Raw genomic sequence first — 14,271 nt, 5'->3', positions numbered from 1 at the left:
GATGGCGCGCGCACCGGGCAACACGCCAAGACGGACACGGGTGAGAGCCGGGCCCGCGCCGACCACACCCGATCCTATCGAAATGGCCATGGAGGCCGAGGCCAAGGGCGTTGCGCCGGAAGGCGTCGCGCACGAGCTTCTAAGCAAGCAGAGTGCTTTGATCGGCTGGCAGATCGCCAGCGAGCGGGCCGGGTTCGCGCTGAAGGTGCTGACGGGGGCCGCAGGTCTCACCGCGGCGGGCTTGCTGGCGTCGATGGCGTGGCAGGCCAGCCGGGCGGACGGGCTGGTGGTCGCACCGTTCTCCACCCCGCCCAGCCTCGCGGCGCGGGGCATGACCGGCGAGGCCGTAGCCGCCCAGCTGATCGACCAGCTCGCCCTTATAGAGCCCTTCACCCGCGGCGCCTCGGAGGATTCGCGGCAGGTCTCCAGCGACTGGAAGCCCGCCTTCTCGGTGCAGATCCCGCAGACCGGGATCTCCCTCGACCAGCTACAGGCGTGGCTGCGCACCCAGCTGGGCCATGAGCACAGGATCGCCGGCGAGGTAGCGCTGCTGGACGACGGGCGGCTACGTCTGACGGCCCGCTCGGAGGCGACGCCGCTGCCGCCGGTCGTCGGCCGCGCCGACGAGCTGTCGGCGATGGTGCAGGCGGTCGCCGAGGCCATCTACGAGCGGGACCAACCGAACGCCTATGGCGTCTTCCTCGACAGCAAGGGGCGGCACGATGACCTAGCGCGCTTCGCCCGAGGCCGCTCCCAATCACGCGACGTCCGCACGCGGGCCTACGGCTACACGGGCCTGGGCGTGTCGCTGTTCGCGAAAGACACACTGGGGGCCAGGGAAGCTTTCCAGAGGTCGCTCGACGTCTTCCCAACCCGGATGGCCCGGCAGAACTTGGCGAGCATCGAGGAACAGCTGGGCCGAACCGACGCCGCCATGCGACTCGACCGCGACGACCTGCACGCGCTCAAAGAGCGGCTCTACGACAACCTCAGCGAGCGTCGGCGGCGGGAGCAGGTCAAAATCGTTGGTGGCTTTGTCGCAGAGGACGTTGGCGACTATGCGGGGGCGCTTGCCCTCTTCCGAGGCGGCTTCGCGACCCCGCGGGCGGGATTCCGTGAGAACATCGCCGCAACCCAGCTCGCCGCTCTGCATGAGATCACCGGGGCGCGGCGAGAGCTCAACCGCTTCGAGCCCCTGTCCGCCGCCGATATCCTGAGGCGCCGCGGCCCTGCGGCGCGTGTCGCCGAGGCGGCCGGGGACTCGTCGATGGCGCTGGCGGAATGGGACGCCTACGTGGCCGCCAGGACCCAGAACGCACCGGGCTTCGTAAACCACCGAGCAACGGCGCGGCGGGCGGAGGCGCTGACGCGCCTGGGCCGAACCGGTGAAGCGGCGGCTCTGGTCGCCGCAACGCCGCTGGACTGCGAACCCTGCGTGCAGGCCCGCGGCGCCGTCGCTGCGGCCCTGGGCCGGCGCGCCGAGGCCGACCACTGGTACGGCGAGGCGGTGCGGATGGCGCCGCTGTCGCCGTTCGCCGCCGAGGCCTGGGGCCGCGCCCGGCTGGCCCGCGGCGACCCCGACGGCGCGGCGGACGCGTTCCGCGTCGCCGTCGGCCGCGGCCCGCGCTGGGCCGACCCGGTCGAGGGCGAAGGCGAGGCGCTGCTGGCGAAGGGGGACGCCCGGGGCGCCGCAGCCAAGTTCGCAGCCGCCGCCAAACTCGCCCCTCGATGGGGGAGGCTGCACCTGAAGTGGGGCGAGGCGCTGGCGAAACTGGGCAAGGCCGACGAGGCCCGGGCGAAGCGGCGCGCTGCGGCGGCCATGGACCTGACACCGGCCGAACGGGCCGAACTGGCTGCTCTCTCCCGAGAGCGGACGATCTAGACGTCCGCTCAGGGGCGGAAGCGGTCCTTGGCTCCAAGCCCCCCGCAAGCGGACATGACGAGGGTCCGCAACGAGTCAGGAGCGCCCCCTCCCCCTCACTCCGCCGGCAGCTGCGCCCCCGCCTCTGCCCGCTTCGCCTGCATCGCGTCGAACGAGGCCCACACCCCATCCCCGCCGTGCCACTGACCCTTCGTCGCGGCCTTGGAGTATTCCGTGCTGCGCGCCTCGAAGAAGTTCGCGTGTTCCACGCCGCTCAGCATGCTCTGCAGCCAGGGGAGCGGGTTTTCCTTCACGCCGTAGACTTCGGGCAGCTGCAACTGCTTCAGGCGCCAGTCGGCGATGAAGCGGATGTAGCGCTTGATGTCCTCGGGCGTCATGCCCGTCACTTCGCCGGCGGAGAACGCCAGATCGATGAACTTGTCCTCCAGACCGACGACGGTCTTGCAACAATCGACGATATCGTCCGCCACCGCCTTGGTGACGCAGCCCGTCTCCTTGTTGAAGGCGTGGTACAGCTTGATGATGCCTTCGCAGTGCAGGCTCTCGTCGCGGACCGACCAGCTGACGATCTGGCCCATGCCCTTCATCTTGTTGTGGCGCGGGAAGTTCATCAGCATGGCGAAGCTGGCGAACAGCTGCAGGCCCTCGGTGAATCCGCCGAACATGGCCAGCGTTCTGGCGATATCGGCGTTCGTTTCGACGCCGAACTGCTGCATGTAGTCGTGCTTGTCGCGCAGTTCCTTGTAGTCGAGGAACGCGGTGAACTCGCTGTCCGGCATGCCGATCGTCTCGAGCAGCAGCGCGTAGGCGGCGATATGGATCGTCTCCATGTTGGAGAACGACGCCAGCATCATCTTCACTTCCGTCGGTTTGAAGACGCGGCTGTAGCGCTCCATGTAGTTGTCGTTCACCTCGACGTCCGACTGGGTGAAGAAGCGGAAGATCTGGGTGAGCAGGTTGCGCTCGCGGTCGGTGAGGTTCACCGCCCAGTCCTTCAGGTCCTCGCCCAGCGGCACCTCTTCGGGCATCCAGTGGACCTGCTGCTGCTTCTTCCAGAAGTCGTAGGCCCACGGGTAGCGGAACGGCTTGTAAGCGTAGGACGGGGTCAGCAGGCCCGGAAGCTGCTGGATGTTGGAAGACGCCATCGAACCCACCCTCGTCGTCGAATCAGGAGCCCCTCTCCCGTTAAGACAAAGGTAAGCCTGTTCCGCGCCGCGTGCAGCCGCAGTTTCGTCGCAGGCGGTGGATAATCTTGCTACAGATTGTGGACCAAGGATGACTGACCGCTACATCTTGTATTCCGCCGTAGGCTCGGGCGGGGTGGCCGTCGAGGCGGCGCTGACGCTGATGGGCCAGCCCTATGAGCTGGTCGAGGCGCCCACCTACGATCCTCACCAGGCGGCGGCCGGCGACGCGGTCCTGCCCGCGAACCCCCTGCGCCAGGTGCCCGCGCTGGTCTTCCCGTCCGGGGAGGTGATGACCGAGAGCGCCGCGATCCTGGTGCGGCTGGGGGAATTGCACCCCGAGGTCGGCCTCGCGCCCGCCGCCGACGATCCGCGCCGCTCGGCCTTCCTGCGCTGGATGGGCTTCGTCAGCTCCGCGATCTACGCCCACTACTGGCTGAAGGACGATCCGATGCGGCTGGTGTCGGACCCGGCGCAGGCGGCCGTCGTCGAGCAGCGCCTGAACGACCGCATCGCCGAATGCTGGGGCGTCATGGAGGCCGGGACCGCGCCGGGCCGCTACATCCTGGGCGAGGCGATGACCGTGCTCGACCTCTATGTGACGGTGGTCAGCCGTTTCCGCCCGCGCCGCCAGCGGTTCTACGATGTCGCCCCACGGCTGGGCGAAGTGGCGCGCCGCGTCGACGCCGACCCGCGCCTCGCGGCGTTCTGGCCGCAGCGGTATCCGTTCGACGCGGGCTGGGACCGGCTTTAGACGAAGCGGACGCTGCGCGCGCGGCGCAGGCCCGCGCCGGCTGCCCCGAAGCCCAGGATCATCAGCGCCCAGGTCCCAGGCTCAGGCACCAGGCCCCGCTCCTGATCGAGGAACAGGCGCGGCGCGTGGTCACCGACCGCCGACCAGTAGATGAACGGGTTGTCGCCGTCGATACGCATCAGGGCCAAGCCATAGTTGTCGGCCGCACCGGACAGCCACGCGTTCGCGAGGCTCGTGATCTCGGCGTAGTGAATGTCCGGCCCCGTGTTCAGCGGGTGCAGATAGATCGTATCGACCGGTGCGGCCGCCAGAAGCGGGCGGGTGTTGTAGGTCACGGTGTTCGGATCCCATGCTTCCAGCACCTGGAAGAGGCCGAACGTCGCCTCCTGCTGATTGAAGCGGTGTTCCAGCGCGATGATGGCGTGGTCGTAAGCGCCCGACACGCCTGTCAGGTCGAATTGGATCAGCCCATAGTTGAAGGCGGCGTCGGAGTAATTGACCGTCAGGAAGCCACCATTGCAGTCCCCGTTGGCGCAAGTGCTGTCCGCCGAGTTTGCCGCGACGGCGGCCGTGGCGCTGGCATTGAGCACGACCGGCGCAGCCAAGGCCGAGCCGGTAACAAACGACAGCGCGGCGATGGCGGCGGCGAAGGCGAATTTGCGGAACAGGCCCATGGTCAAAGCTCCCCGAACAACTGGGACGGACGATGACCGCGACGGGGTTGTGGATCAACCGTGTTCGCGTGCCGCGCGAACATTTCGGCGCACTACTTCTGCGGACGGAAGCTGAACGTGAAGGCGGCGACGGTGTCGTCTCGGGTGCGCTGGCCGAAGGCCATGTGCCGGCCCTTCACCTCGCGGTGGATGACGCCGAACGAGCTCTGAGTGTCGCCCTTGCGCCAGCCGACGCCCACCTGGACGTCGCCGACGAGGGCGCCGGTGGGGTCGGTGGTCCAGCCGCCGCGGTCCCAGCCGTTCTCGCCCCTCAGCATGTTGAGGCCCACGGCCCGGCCGCTGGCGGCGGCGAACAGGTACCAGCGGCCCGCGTCGCCCAGGCGGGCGCCGTCCTCGACCCCCATGTCGCGCAGCCGGTCCATCGCCTGCTGCTCGCGCGACTTCGACACCGTCAGCATGGCGCCGCCTTCGGCCTGGCCGCCGCGGCTTCCGACCCCCAGGCCGGCGTGCGGGGCGACGTCGAACTCCAGCCCGCTCTCGGACCGGAAGCTGAGGGCGCCCGGCCAGTTGCGCACCAGGGTCACGTCGATGCGGTCGTCGGAAAGCCAGGCGGGCGTGCGCACGTCCCGGTCCGTCTCGACCCGGACCGTGAAGGCGGCGCGGTTGAGAAGATCCGCCGTGATGTCGGGAACAAGGGTCTGGGCGCTCGCCTGGCCCGCGGCCCCGGCGGCGATCGTCAGCGCGATGGCGGCGCAGGCCACCCGACGCATGCACATCTCCCGATCCCCCACCCGCGCGGCGGGGTCCCGTACCCACACTTCCACGATTGGAGCGGGCCACAAGCCGATAATCGCGCCACGCGAATTGCGGCGTCGTTAACCGCCCCGCGACCGGGCGCCGCAGCCTTGCCTACTGGCAGGCCAGGCACTCTTCGTAGTCGGTCGGGCCCTGGGCCTGTATCTCGACCACAGCCGCCTCGTCGCCCCCGGCATGCGCCGCCCGCTGCACCGACTTGGAGCGCAAGTAATACAGAGACTTACAACCACGCTCCCAAGCCGTCCAATGCAGCATATGCAGATCCCATTTCTCAACGTCCCCTGGTAGGAACAAGTTGACTGACTGGGATTGACAGATATCGGGCGTCCGGTCAGCGGCCAATTCTACCACCCAGCGCTGGTCGATCTCAAAGGCTGTTTTGAAAACGTCCTTGTCGTCCTGGCTCAGGAAGTCCAGATGCTGGACCGAACCTTCGTTCTGGAGAATGGAGTCCCAGGTGGCCGAGGTGTTCTGGCCGGCCGCATCGAGCACCTTCTCGAGGAAGGGGTTCTTCACGGCGAACGTGCCCGACAGGGTCTTGTGCGTGTAGACGTTGGCCGGGATCGGCTCGATGCCGGCGCTGGTGCCGCCGCAGATGATCGAGATCGAGGCGGTCGGGGCGATCGCCAGCTTGTGGCTGAAGCGCTCCATCACGCCACGCTCGGCGGCGTCCGGGCACGGACCACGCTCGGCGGCCAGCTTGCGCGAGGCGGCGTCGCACTGGCGTCGCAGCGTCTTGAAGAGGCGCATGTTCCAGCTCTTCGCCATCGCGCTCTCGAACGGCACGTTCTGGCTCTGGAGGAACGAGTGGAAGCCCATCAGGCCGAGCCCGACGGACCGTTCCCTACGGGCTGCGTAGACGGCGTGCTTCATCTCGGGCGGCGCGCGCGTGATGAAGTCTTCCAGCACATTGTCGAGGAAGCGCATGACGTCCTCGATGAACGTCGGATGGTCGCGCCACTCCAGGAAGGTCTCGGCGTTGACCGAGCTCAGGCAGCAGACCGCAGTCCGCTCCAGGCCCTGATGGTCCTTGCCGGTGTGCAGCATGATCTCGCTGCAGAGGTTCGACTGGCGCACCGACAGGCCCAGCTCGCGCTGGTGCTGCGGCATGGCGCGGTTCACGGTGTCTGAGAAGATCAGGTAGGGCTCGCCGGTCTGCAGGCGGATCTCGAGGATCTTCTGCCAGAGCGAACGCGCGTCGACCTCACGGAGCACCTCGTTGTTCTTCGGGCTGCGCAGGCCGAACATGGCGCCGTCGCGGACCGCCTCCATGAACTCGTCGGTGATGTTGATGCCGTGGTGGAGGTTCAGGGACTTGCGGTTGAAGTCGCCCGACGGCTTCCGGATCTCGAGGAACTCCTCGATCTCGGGATGGTGGATGTCGAGATAGACCGCCGCCGAACCGCGGCGCAGCGAGCCCTGGCTGATCGCGAGAGTCAGCGAGTCCATCACGCGGATGAAGGGGATAATGCCGCTGGTCTGGCCCGCGCCCTTCACCTTCTCGCCGATCGAGCGGACGCCGCCCCAATAGGTGCCGATGCCACCGCCGTTCGAGGCCAGCGCCACGTTCTCGTTCCAGACGCTCTGGATGCCTTCCAGCGAATCCGGCACGGCGTTGAGGAAGCAGGAAATGGGCAGGCCCCGGCCTGCGCCGCCATTCGACAGCACCGGCGTGGCCGGCATGAACCAGAGCTGGGAGATGTAGTCGTAGATGCGCTGGGCGTGGTCGGCGTCGTCGGCGTAGGCCGTCGCGACCCGGGCGAACATGTCCTGGTAGCTCTCGCCTGGGAGGAGGTAGCGATCCTCCAGCGTGGTCTTTCCGAAGTCGGTCAGCAGCGCGTCGCGCGAACGGTCGACTTCGACCTTTCGGACCAGCTGCAGCTGCGGTCGATCCGCTCGGGCTGCAACCCGTTCAGAAGTCTCGGCAATCCCAACCTTGGCCGCTTCACTCATGTCCCGCCTAAGCCCCTCGAAGGAAGGCTCTACGGCCCTCCGCCCTACATATAGTGGTTCTACCCCCGAACCAGTCCACATATGGGGCACTGACACCGTCGACTCGTCAATGAGGCGGACCCCGCCGCACACAGACTTTTTCGCTAATGAGACGTTAACGCGCACCCCCTCGCTCTCGGCGGAATCCGTTACGCGAAACGCGGACTCACGGAACTGTGAACACCCACTAGGTCAATGGCCAAACCATCGCGATCAGCGATGTTCCCACCACCAGGACGATGAGAGAGAGCGGCGCGCCGAGGCGCGGATAGTCGATGAACCGATAGCCGCCCGGGGCCATGACCAGCGTGTTGCACTGATGCCCAATGGGCGTGAGGAAGTCGCAGGCGGCGCCCATCGCAACCGCCATCAGGAACGGATCGGGCCGCAAGCCCAGTAGCTGGGCCAGGCTGGCCCCGATGGGCGCCACGATCAGCACCGTCGCGGCGTTGTTCAGGAACGGTGTGGCCGCCATCGCGACGGCCATGACGGCCGCCAGCGCCAGGACGGGCGACTGTCCGCGGAACAGATCGGCCATCGTCTGGGCGATCAGCTCCGATCCTCCGGTCGCCCGGATCGCGTCCGAAACAGGGATCAGGCAGGCGATCAGAACCAGCAACGGCCCGTCCAGGGCCGCGTAGGCTTCGCGCATGCGGATGGCGCCCACCGCCACCATCAGCGCTGCGGCGCCGAAGAACGCGATCGCCACCGGAGACACCTTCAGGGCCACCAGGATCATGGCCCCGGCCAGGATCGCCGCCGGCGCCAGGGCATGGCGGATCCCGCCCAGTCGCACCGCCCGCTCGGCCAATGGCAGCAGGCCCAGGGTCTTCAGCACGCCGGGCAGCGCACGCTCGGCGCCCTGGAGCACCACCACATCGCCGCTGCGCAGCCGAACCGTGTTGAGCTCGGTGGTCATCCGATATCCGGCGCGGCTGACAGCCAGCAGGTTCACACCGTAGGCGCCGTGCAGGTCGGCCTGGCGCGCCGACTGACCGATCAGTATCGACTCGGCGCCCAGCACCGCCTCGACGACCCGGACCTCCTCGGTCGGGGCCTCCATGGCGATGGGCCGGTCCGAGCGGGTTAGCTTCAGTCTCAGCCGCGTGATCAGGGCGTCCAATTCGGCGTGGTCGCCCTCCAGCAGCAGGATGTCGCCGGGCTTGAGCCGGGTGTTGGCGTGCGGCGCGGCCCTGCGCTGGCCGTCGCGGAGCAGCGCCAGAACGGTGACGTCGCCGCCGGCAAGCCGGTCCAGCTTGCCTATGGTCGTGGCGCCAGGGTCCCAGGTCTCCGGCACCTGCACCTCGGTCATATAGGGATTGGCGGCCAGGGCCGCGTCCATCGTCTCGGGCGTCGGCCGCTGGGCCGGCAGCAGACGGAACGCCAGCGCCAGGAACACAAGTCCGACCGCCGTAACCCCCAGGCCGACGGGCGCGTAGTCGTACATCTCGAACGGCTTGCCCAGGATTTCCTCGCGCACCTGGCTCACGATGATGTTGGGTGAGGTGCCGACGAGGGTGACCGTGCCGCCGAGCAGCGCCCCGAACGACATCGGCATCAGGAGCCGCGATGGCGGCGTGCCGGTCCGCTTCGCCACCGACAGCGCGATGGGCATCATGATCGCCAGGGCGCCGACGTTCTTTGTGACCATCGACAGCACGGTCACCGCGCCGGCGAACAGCAACACCTGGGACGTGGCGCCCTTCAGGTGCGGGAGCAGCGGTCGCAGAACGAGTTCGACCACCCCCGACTTGGCGAACGCGGCGCTGACCACGAGCGCGCATGCGATGATCACCGTGATGTCGTTCTTGAAGCCGTCGAAAGCCGACTTGGCCGGTACGATGTTCAGGGTGACACCGACAAGCAGCGCCATGACGGCGATCACGTCATAGCGCCACCGGCCCCAGATGAAGCCGATGATGGTCACGCCCATCAGGCCAAAGGCCAGGGCTTGCTGCAGCGTCATTGTCCCTCGCCCGTCACCGGCTCGAAGGAGCTAAACGCCAAGCTGGGCCGGAGGTGGCGCCGCGGGAGAAAGTTCGGACGCTCGGCCGGCGAGGATAGGCAAGACTCTGATCGCCGATTTGCAGGACCGAAGATCGTCCGCAACGCGCGCCGCGGGGGCGTCCCGTCAGCGGCGCGGCCCCGCGATGGCCCATGGCCCAAATGCGGCGGATGTGCCCAAGTGGGATGGCGCGGATGCGCGCCGGTTCCCTGAGGAGTTAAACAACTGTCTGCGCAGGGAGCGGCTTCACCCGTCTGGCGGCCTGAGCACTTGCGCCTCGCGATCGACGCGGCAAGCGTCGCGCTGTGGTCGTGGCAGGTGGAGACCGACCGGTTCAAGATGGACGAGCGCGCCTTTGGCCTATGGGGTCTGGCCTGGGCCGACAAGGTGGCCTTCGAAGAATTGTCCGCCCATATCCACCCCGCCGATCGTGATCGCGTCCGCGCCGCCTTCACGGCGACCCGTTCCGTGACGGGCGCTTACGAGATCGACTTCCGCATCCTGCTGGGCGACGAGGTGCGTTGGATCTCCGCGCGCGGTCAGGGCGCGGACGAAGGCATCCTCGATGGCGTGATGTTCGGCATTTTCCTGGATGTCACCGGGCGCAAGCAGGCGGAGGAAGGCCACGAGCTGCTTGCTGGCGAGATGAGCCATCGAGTCAAGAACCTGCTCGCCATCGCCACCGGGCTGACGCGGATCACATCACAGTCCACGAACTCGATCGCCGAAATGGCCGAGGCCCTCACGCAACGCCTGACCGCGCTGGGACGGGCGCACGACCTTGTGCGTCCTTTGCCCGGTCACGAAGGCAAGGCGGCGCTGCTGGGCGACCTGTTCTCCGTGCTGCTCGCGCCCTACGACGATCCAGGCGCGTTCGCCGGACGTATCCGTGTGGCGGTTCCCCGGATGGGCGTCGGAGAGCGGACGGCCACCACCCTCGCGCTGGTCATCCATGAAATGGCGACCAACTCGGTGAAGCACGGCGCCCTGTCGACCGGCGCCGGCGTGCTCGACGTCTCCAGCACCACCGACGGGAGCGATGTCTCCGTGGTGTGGGCCGAAACCGGCGGTCCGGCGATCTCGGGGCCTCCGGACATGCTGGGCTTCGGCAGCAAGTTGATCTCCCGCAGCATCGCGCACGATCTGGGCGGCGTCCTGTCATACGACTGGCAGGAGACGGGTCTTGTCGCCACCCTGCGCATGCGAAAAGACAGGCTGGCGGCCTGAGGGCGACGGCCCGCGTCGGTCGCACCTCGGGAGGACGTTCGGGTCAGGCGTCAAGGTTGAGGAGCGCCGGGTCACCCCCCTGGGCCGCGATGTTGACGGACACGGCCCGTTCGACCGCGAAACGCAGCAGCGCATGCGGGCCGCCGGCCTTGGGGCCCGTACCCGACAGGCCTTCGCCGCCGAAGGGCTGGACGCCCACCACCGCGCCGATCATCGAGCGGTTCACATAGGCGTTGCCGGCCGGGACCGTGCGTTGGACATCTTCGGCGAAGGCTTCGATGCGGCTGTGCACACCCAGCGTCAGGCCGTAGCGGGCCTCAACCAGCGGGGCTGCGGCCTCGTCGAGCTTGGCGGGATCATAGCGGACCACGTGCAGGATGGGGCCAAACACCTCCTTGGCCAGGAACGAGGCGTCGGGGATCTCGGCGAGGGTCGGCGCGAAGAAGTGACCGCCCTCGGGCGTCGGCAGGCGGCCCAACACCTTGGCGTCGCTCTCCAGGCGCGCGAGGTGGGCGTCCAGCGCCGCCTTGGCTTCGGCGTCGATGACCGGGCCGATGTCCGTGCGCGGGTCGGCGGGGTCGCCCACCACCAGCGTCTGCATGGCGCCCTTCAGGCCGTCGATGAGCAGGTCGGCGGTATCGTCGGGCACGAACAGCATCCGCAGCGCCGAGCAGCGCTGGCCCGCCGAGCCGAAGCCCGAGGTCAGCACGTCGTCGATCACCTGCTCGCGCAGCGCGGTGGTGTCGACGAACATGGCGTTGAGGCCGCCGGTCTCGGCGACAAAGGGAACAATGGGGCCATTCCGCGCCGCGAGACTGCGGTTGATCGCCCAGGCCGTCTCGGTCCCGCCCGTGAAGGCCACGCCGTCGCAGCCCGCGTGCGCCGTCAGCGCGGCGCCCACCGTCGCGCCGTCGCCGGGCAGCAGGTGCAGCAGGTCGGCCGGCACGCCCGCGGCGTGGAACAGCCTCACCGCCTCGGTCGCGATCAACGGCGTCTGCTCGGCCGGCTTGGCCAGGACGCCGTTGCCGGCGGCCAGGGCGGCGGCGATCTGACCGGTGAAGATCGCCAGCGGGAAGTTCCAGGGGCTGATGCAGACGAACACGCCGCGACCGTGCAGGCTGAGCTGGTTGGTCTCGCCCACGGGCCCGCGCAGGGTTTCCCGGCTCGCGAACTGCCGCTCGGCAAGGTGGGCGTAGTAGCGGCAGAAGTCGGCCGCCTCGCGCACCTCTGCGATGGCGTCGGCCATGGTCTTCCCGGCCTCCAGCACGCAGATGGCGATCAGGCGTTCGCGGTGCGTCTCGAGCGCGTCGCCCATGGCGCGCAGCACCTTGGCGCGGCCCTCGCCGCCCCGCAGGTCCCAGGCCGGCTGCGCCTTGCGGGCGGCGGCGAAGGCGACGTCGATGTGCTCGGGCCGGGCGAACACCACCTCGCCCACCGGATCGCCGTTGGCCGGATTGCGGACCACCGCGTCGGTGGGCAGCTCGACCGCCGACAGGCCCGCGCCGACCGGACCGGCCCAGTGCGAGGCGGCGGCTTCGCGCTTCACTGCTTCGACCAGGGTCTCGCGGACGTCGGCGATGGACAGGTCCAGGCCCCCGGAGTTGCGGCGGCTGGGGCCGTAGAGGTCGCGGGGCAGCGGGATGCGCGGGTGCGGGCCGGCGCCCGCGGCCTCGACCACGGCGATCGGGTCGACGACCACCTTGTCCACGGGAGTCTTCTCGTCGAGCAACGCGTGGACGAAGGAGGTGTTGGCGCCGTTCTCCAGCAGGCGGCGAACCAGATAGGGCAGCAGGTCCTCGTGGCTGCCGACGGGCGCGTAGACCCGCAAGGGGAAGTCGCCGTAGCGTTCGTGGGCGGCGGCATAGAGCGCCTCGCCCATGCCGTGCAGCCGTTGGAACTCGGGCGAGAGACCCATCTGGCTGGCCATCAGGCGCACCGCCGCCAGGGTATGGGCGTTGTGGGTGGCGAACTGGCCGTAGAGGTGCGGCGCGGCCCCCAGCAGGGCGCGGGCGCAGACCAGGTAGCTGACGTCGGTCGCGGCCTTGGTCGTGTAGACGGGATAGCCCTCGAGGCCCGCCACCTGGGCGCGCTTGATCTCCGAGTCCCAGTAGGCGCCCTTGACCAGGCGCACCATCAGCCGACGGCCGCTGGCGCGGGCGATGTTGGCCACCGCCTCGATCGTCTGCGGCGCGCGCTTCTGGTAGGCCTGAACAGCCAGCCCAAGGCCGCGCCAGGCGCCGAGGGCGGGCTCGCGGGCCAGCCAGTCCAGGATCTCCAGCGAGATCGCCAGCCGGTCGGCTTCCTCGGCGTCGAGCGTGAGGTTGATGTTCACCCCGGCCGCCAGCTCGGCGAGCCGCTTGATACGCGGATAGAGATCCGTGAACACCCGCTGCGACTGGCGCGCTTCGTAGCGCGGCGACAGCGCCGACAGTTTTACCGAGACGCCGTGCCCCCGCTCGGGCCCCTGGTCGGCGGCGTGGCGGCCGACCACGAGGATGGCGTCGGCATACGCCTTCTCGTAGCGGTCGGCGTCGGCGTCGGTGCGGGCGCCTTCGCCCAGCATGTCGAACGAGCAAACGAAGTTGTCGCCCTTGGCGCGGCGGATCGCCTTCTCGATGGTGGCGCCCAGCACGAACTGCTCGCCCATGATGCGCACGGCGGCGCCAACGGCGCGACGGATCACCGGTTCGCCTAGCCGGCCAGCCAGCTTCTTGATGAATCCGGGCAGGTCGGCGCGCGCCGCGTCATCGGGATCAATCAGCTTGCCGGTGAGCATCAGGCTCCAGGTCGAGGCGTTGACCAGCACGGAGTCCGACTTCCCGGCGTGGCTGGCCCAGTCGGCCGAGGCGATCTTCTCGGCGATCAGCTTGTCCCGCGTTTGCTCGTCCGGCGTACGCAACAAGGCTTCGGCCAGGCACATCAGCGCCAGGCCCTCGCGGGTCGACAGGCTGAATTCCTGGAGGAAACTCTCGACCACGCCCTGGCGATTGGCGGTCTTGCGCGCCGCGCGCACCAGCGCCTCGGCCTCGGTCTGCACGGCTTCACGATCCTGCTGGCTCAACGGACGGGCCGCCAGGGCCGCGGCCAGCGCCGTACGTTCGTCGGTGAACTTGCCGTCGTCCAGGTGATCGAACGCCATCTGTGAGCCTCTCGTTTGAGCGCGTCCGGAGTAATCTACACTTCTCCGAATGTGCTACGTTAGATTTGCGAGTTCGCCGAACGATCGCGCCTGAGGACGAAGAATGCCGAATGCTCTACGCCTGGACGACACCGATCGCCGTCTACTCCGGATGCTGCAGGCCGATGGGCGGATATCGAACGCCGATCTGGCGGAGCGATGCAACCTGTCGCCGTCGGCCTGTTCCGACCGCGTCCGGCGCCTGCGGGAGAGCGGCTACATCATGGGCTTCGCCGCCCTCGTCGACCCCCAGATGGTCGAACGCGGGGTGCTCATCTTCGTGGAGGTGGTGCTGGACCGCACGACACCCGAGGTGTTCGAGACGTTCGCCGCCGCCGCGCGCCGCGCGCCGGATGTCCTGGAGTGCCACATGGTGGCGGGCGGCTTCGACTATCTGATCAAGAGCCGGGTGCGCGATCTGGCCGCGTGGCGGAAGTTCCTGGAGGACGTTCTGGTCCGGATCCCCGGCGTGCGGGAGACACGGACCTATGCGGTGCTCGAGGAAGTGAAGTCGACGACCCAGCTCCCAATCTGAGCGCGCGCTCCATTCCTCGCGGGG

The 14,271-nt window shown here is 68.6% G+C and carries 10 protein-coding genes; 4 read left to right on the top strand and 6 right to left on the bottom strand.

Annotation, left to right across the window (positions count from 1 at the left end; translation table 11 throughout):
- The first annotated feature begins 1 nt into the window (after window position 1).
- Window positions 2-1,882, top strand: coding sequence for a hypothetical protein (locus EPN98_RS09710; RefSeq protein WP_293362488.1), 1,881 nt, complete (start codon window positions 2-4; stop codon window positions 1,880-1,882).
- Between the two features lie 95 nt (window positions 1,883-1,977).
- On the opposite strand, the gene EPN98_RS09705 is transcribed toward EPN98_RS09710, so the two are convergent.
- Window positions 1,978-3,027, bottom strand: a complete 1,050-nt coding sequence (locus tag EPN98_RS09705) for a ribonucleotide-diphosphate reductase subunit beta (RefSeq protein ID WP_293362487.1) — start codon at window positions 3,025-3,027, stop codon at window positions 1,978-1,980.
- Between the two features lie 130 nt (window positions 3,028-3,157).
- Here EPN98_RS09705 and EPN98_RS09700 point away from each other — a divergent pair, with 130 nt between their 5' ends.
- On the top strand, window positions 3,158-3,820 hold the full coding sequence (locus EPN98_RS09700; RefSeq protein ID WP_293362486.1) for a glutathione S-transferase family protein: 663 nt from the start codon (window positions 3,158-3,160) through the stop codon (window positions 3,818-3,820).
- Here EPN98_RS09700 and EPN98_RS09695 read toward each other — a convergent pair.
- From EPN98_RS09695 to EPN98_RS09680, 4 genes are all read right to left on the bottom strand, one after another.
- The gene (locus EPN98_RS09695) at window positions 3,817-4,494 is read right to left on the bottom strand and encodes a DNRLRE domain-containing protein (RefSeq protein ID WP_293362485.1); all 678 of its coding nucleotides are present in this window, start codon (window positions 4,492-4,494) and stop codon (window positions 3,817-3,819) included. The genes EPN98_RS09700 and EPN98_RS09695 overlap by 4 nt on opposite strands.
- A 92-nt stretch (window positions 4,495-4,586) precedes the next feature.
- The gene (locus EPN98_RS09690) at window positions 4,587-5,264 is read right to left on the bottom strand and encodes a lipid A-modifier LpxR family protein (protein ID WP_293362484.1); all 678 of its coding nucleotides are present in this window, start codon (window positions 5,262-5,264) and stop codon (window positions 4,587-4,589) included.
- Window positions 5,265-5,403: 139 nt separating this feature from the next.
- On the bottom strand, window positions 5,404-7,263 hold the full coding sequence (locus tag EPN98_RS09685; RefSeq protein WP_293362483.1) for a ribonucleoside-diphosphate reductase subunit alpha: 1,860 nt from the start codon (window positions 7,261-7,263) through the stop codon (window positions 5,404-5,406).
- 226 nt (window positions 7,264-7,489) lie between these two features.
- Window positions 7,490-9,268, bottom strand: coding sequence for an SLC13 family permease (locus EPN98_RS09680; protein WP_293362482.1), 1,779 nt, complete (start codon window positions 9,266-9,268; stop codon window positions 7,490-7,492).
- A 378-nt stretch (window positions 9,269-9,646) separates the two neighbouring features.
- Here EPN98_RS09680 and EPN98_RS09675 point away from each other — a divergent pair, with 378 nt between their 5' ends.
- On the top strand, window positions 9,647-10,534 hold the full coding sequence (locus EPN98_RS09675; RefSeq protein WP_293362481.1) for an HWE histidine kinase domain-containing protein: 888 nt from the start codon (window positions 9,647-9,649) through the stop codon (window positions 10,532-10,534).
- Between the two features lie 43 nt (window positions 10,535-10,577).
- Here the strand turns inward: EPN98_RS09675 and putA are convergent, their stop codons facing one another.
- Window positions 10,578-13,673, bottom strand: a complete 3,096-nt coding sequence (gene putA / locus EPN98_RS09670; RefSeq protein WP_293362480.1) for a bifunctional proline dehydrogenase/L-glutamate gamma-semialdehyde dehydrogenase PutA — start codon at window positions 13,671-13,673, stop codon at window positions 10,578-10,580.
- Window positions 13,674-13,776: 103 nt separating this feature from the next.
- On the opposite strand from putA, the gene EPN98_RS09665 reads away from it, so the two are divergent.
- Window positions 13,777-14,247, top strand: coding sequence for a winged helix-turn-helix transcriptional regulator (locus tag EPN98_RS09665; protein WP_293362479.1), 471 nt, complete (start codon window positions 13,777-13,779; stop codon window positions 14,245-14,247).
- Window positions 14,248-14,271 lie beyond the last annotated feature (24 nt).

This window comes from Phenylobacterium sp., from assembly GCF_004299445.1.
Classification (GTDB): domain Bacteria; phylum Pseudomonadota; class Alphaproteobacteria; order Caulobacterales; family Caulobacteraceae; genus Phenylobacterium.
This window is presented reverse-complemented; position numbering and strand designations above follow the sequence as displayed.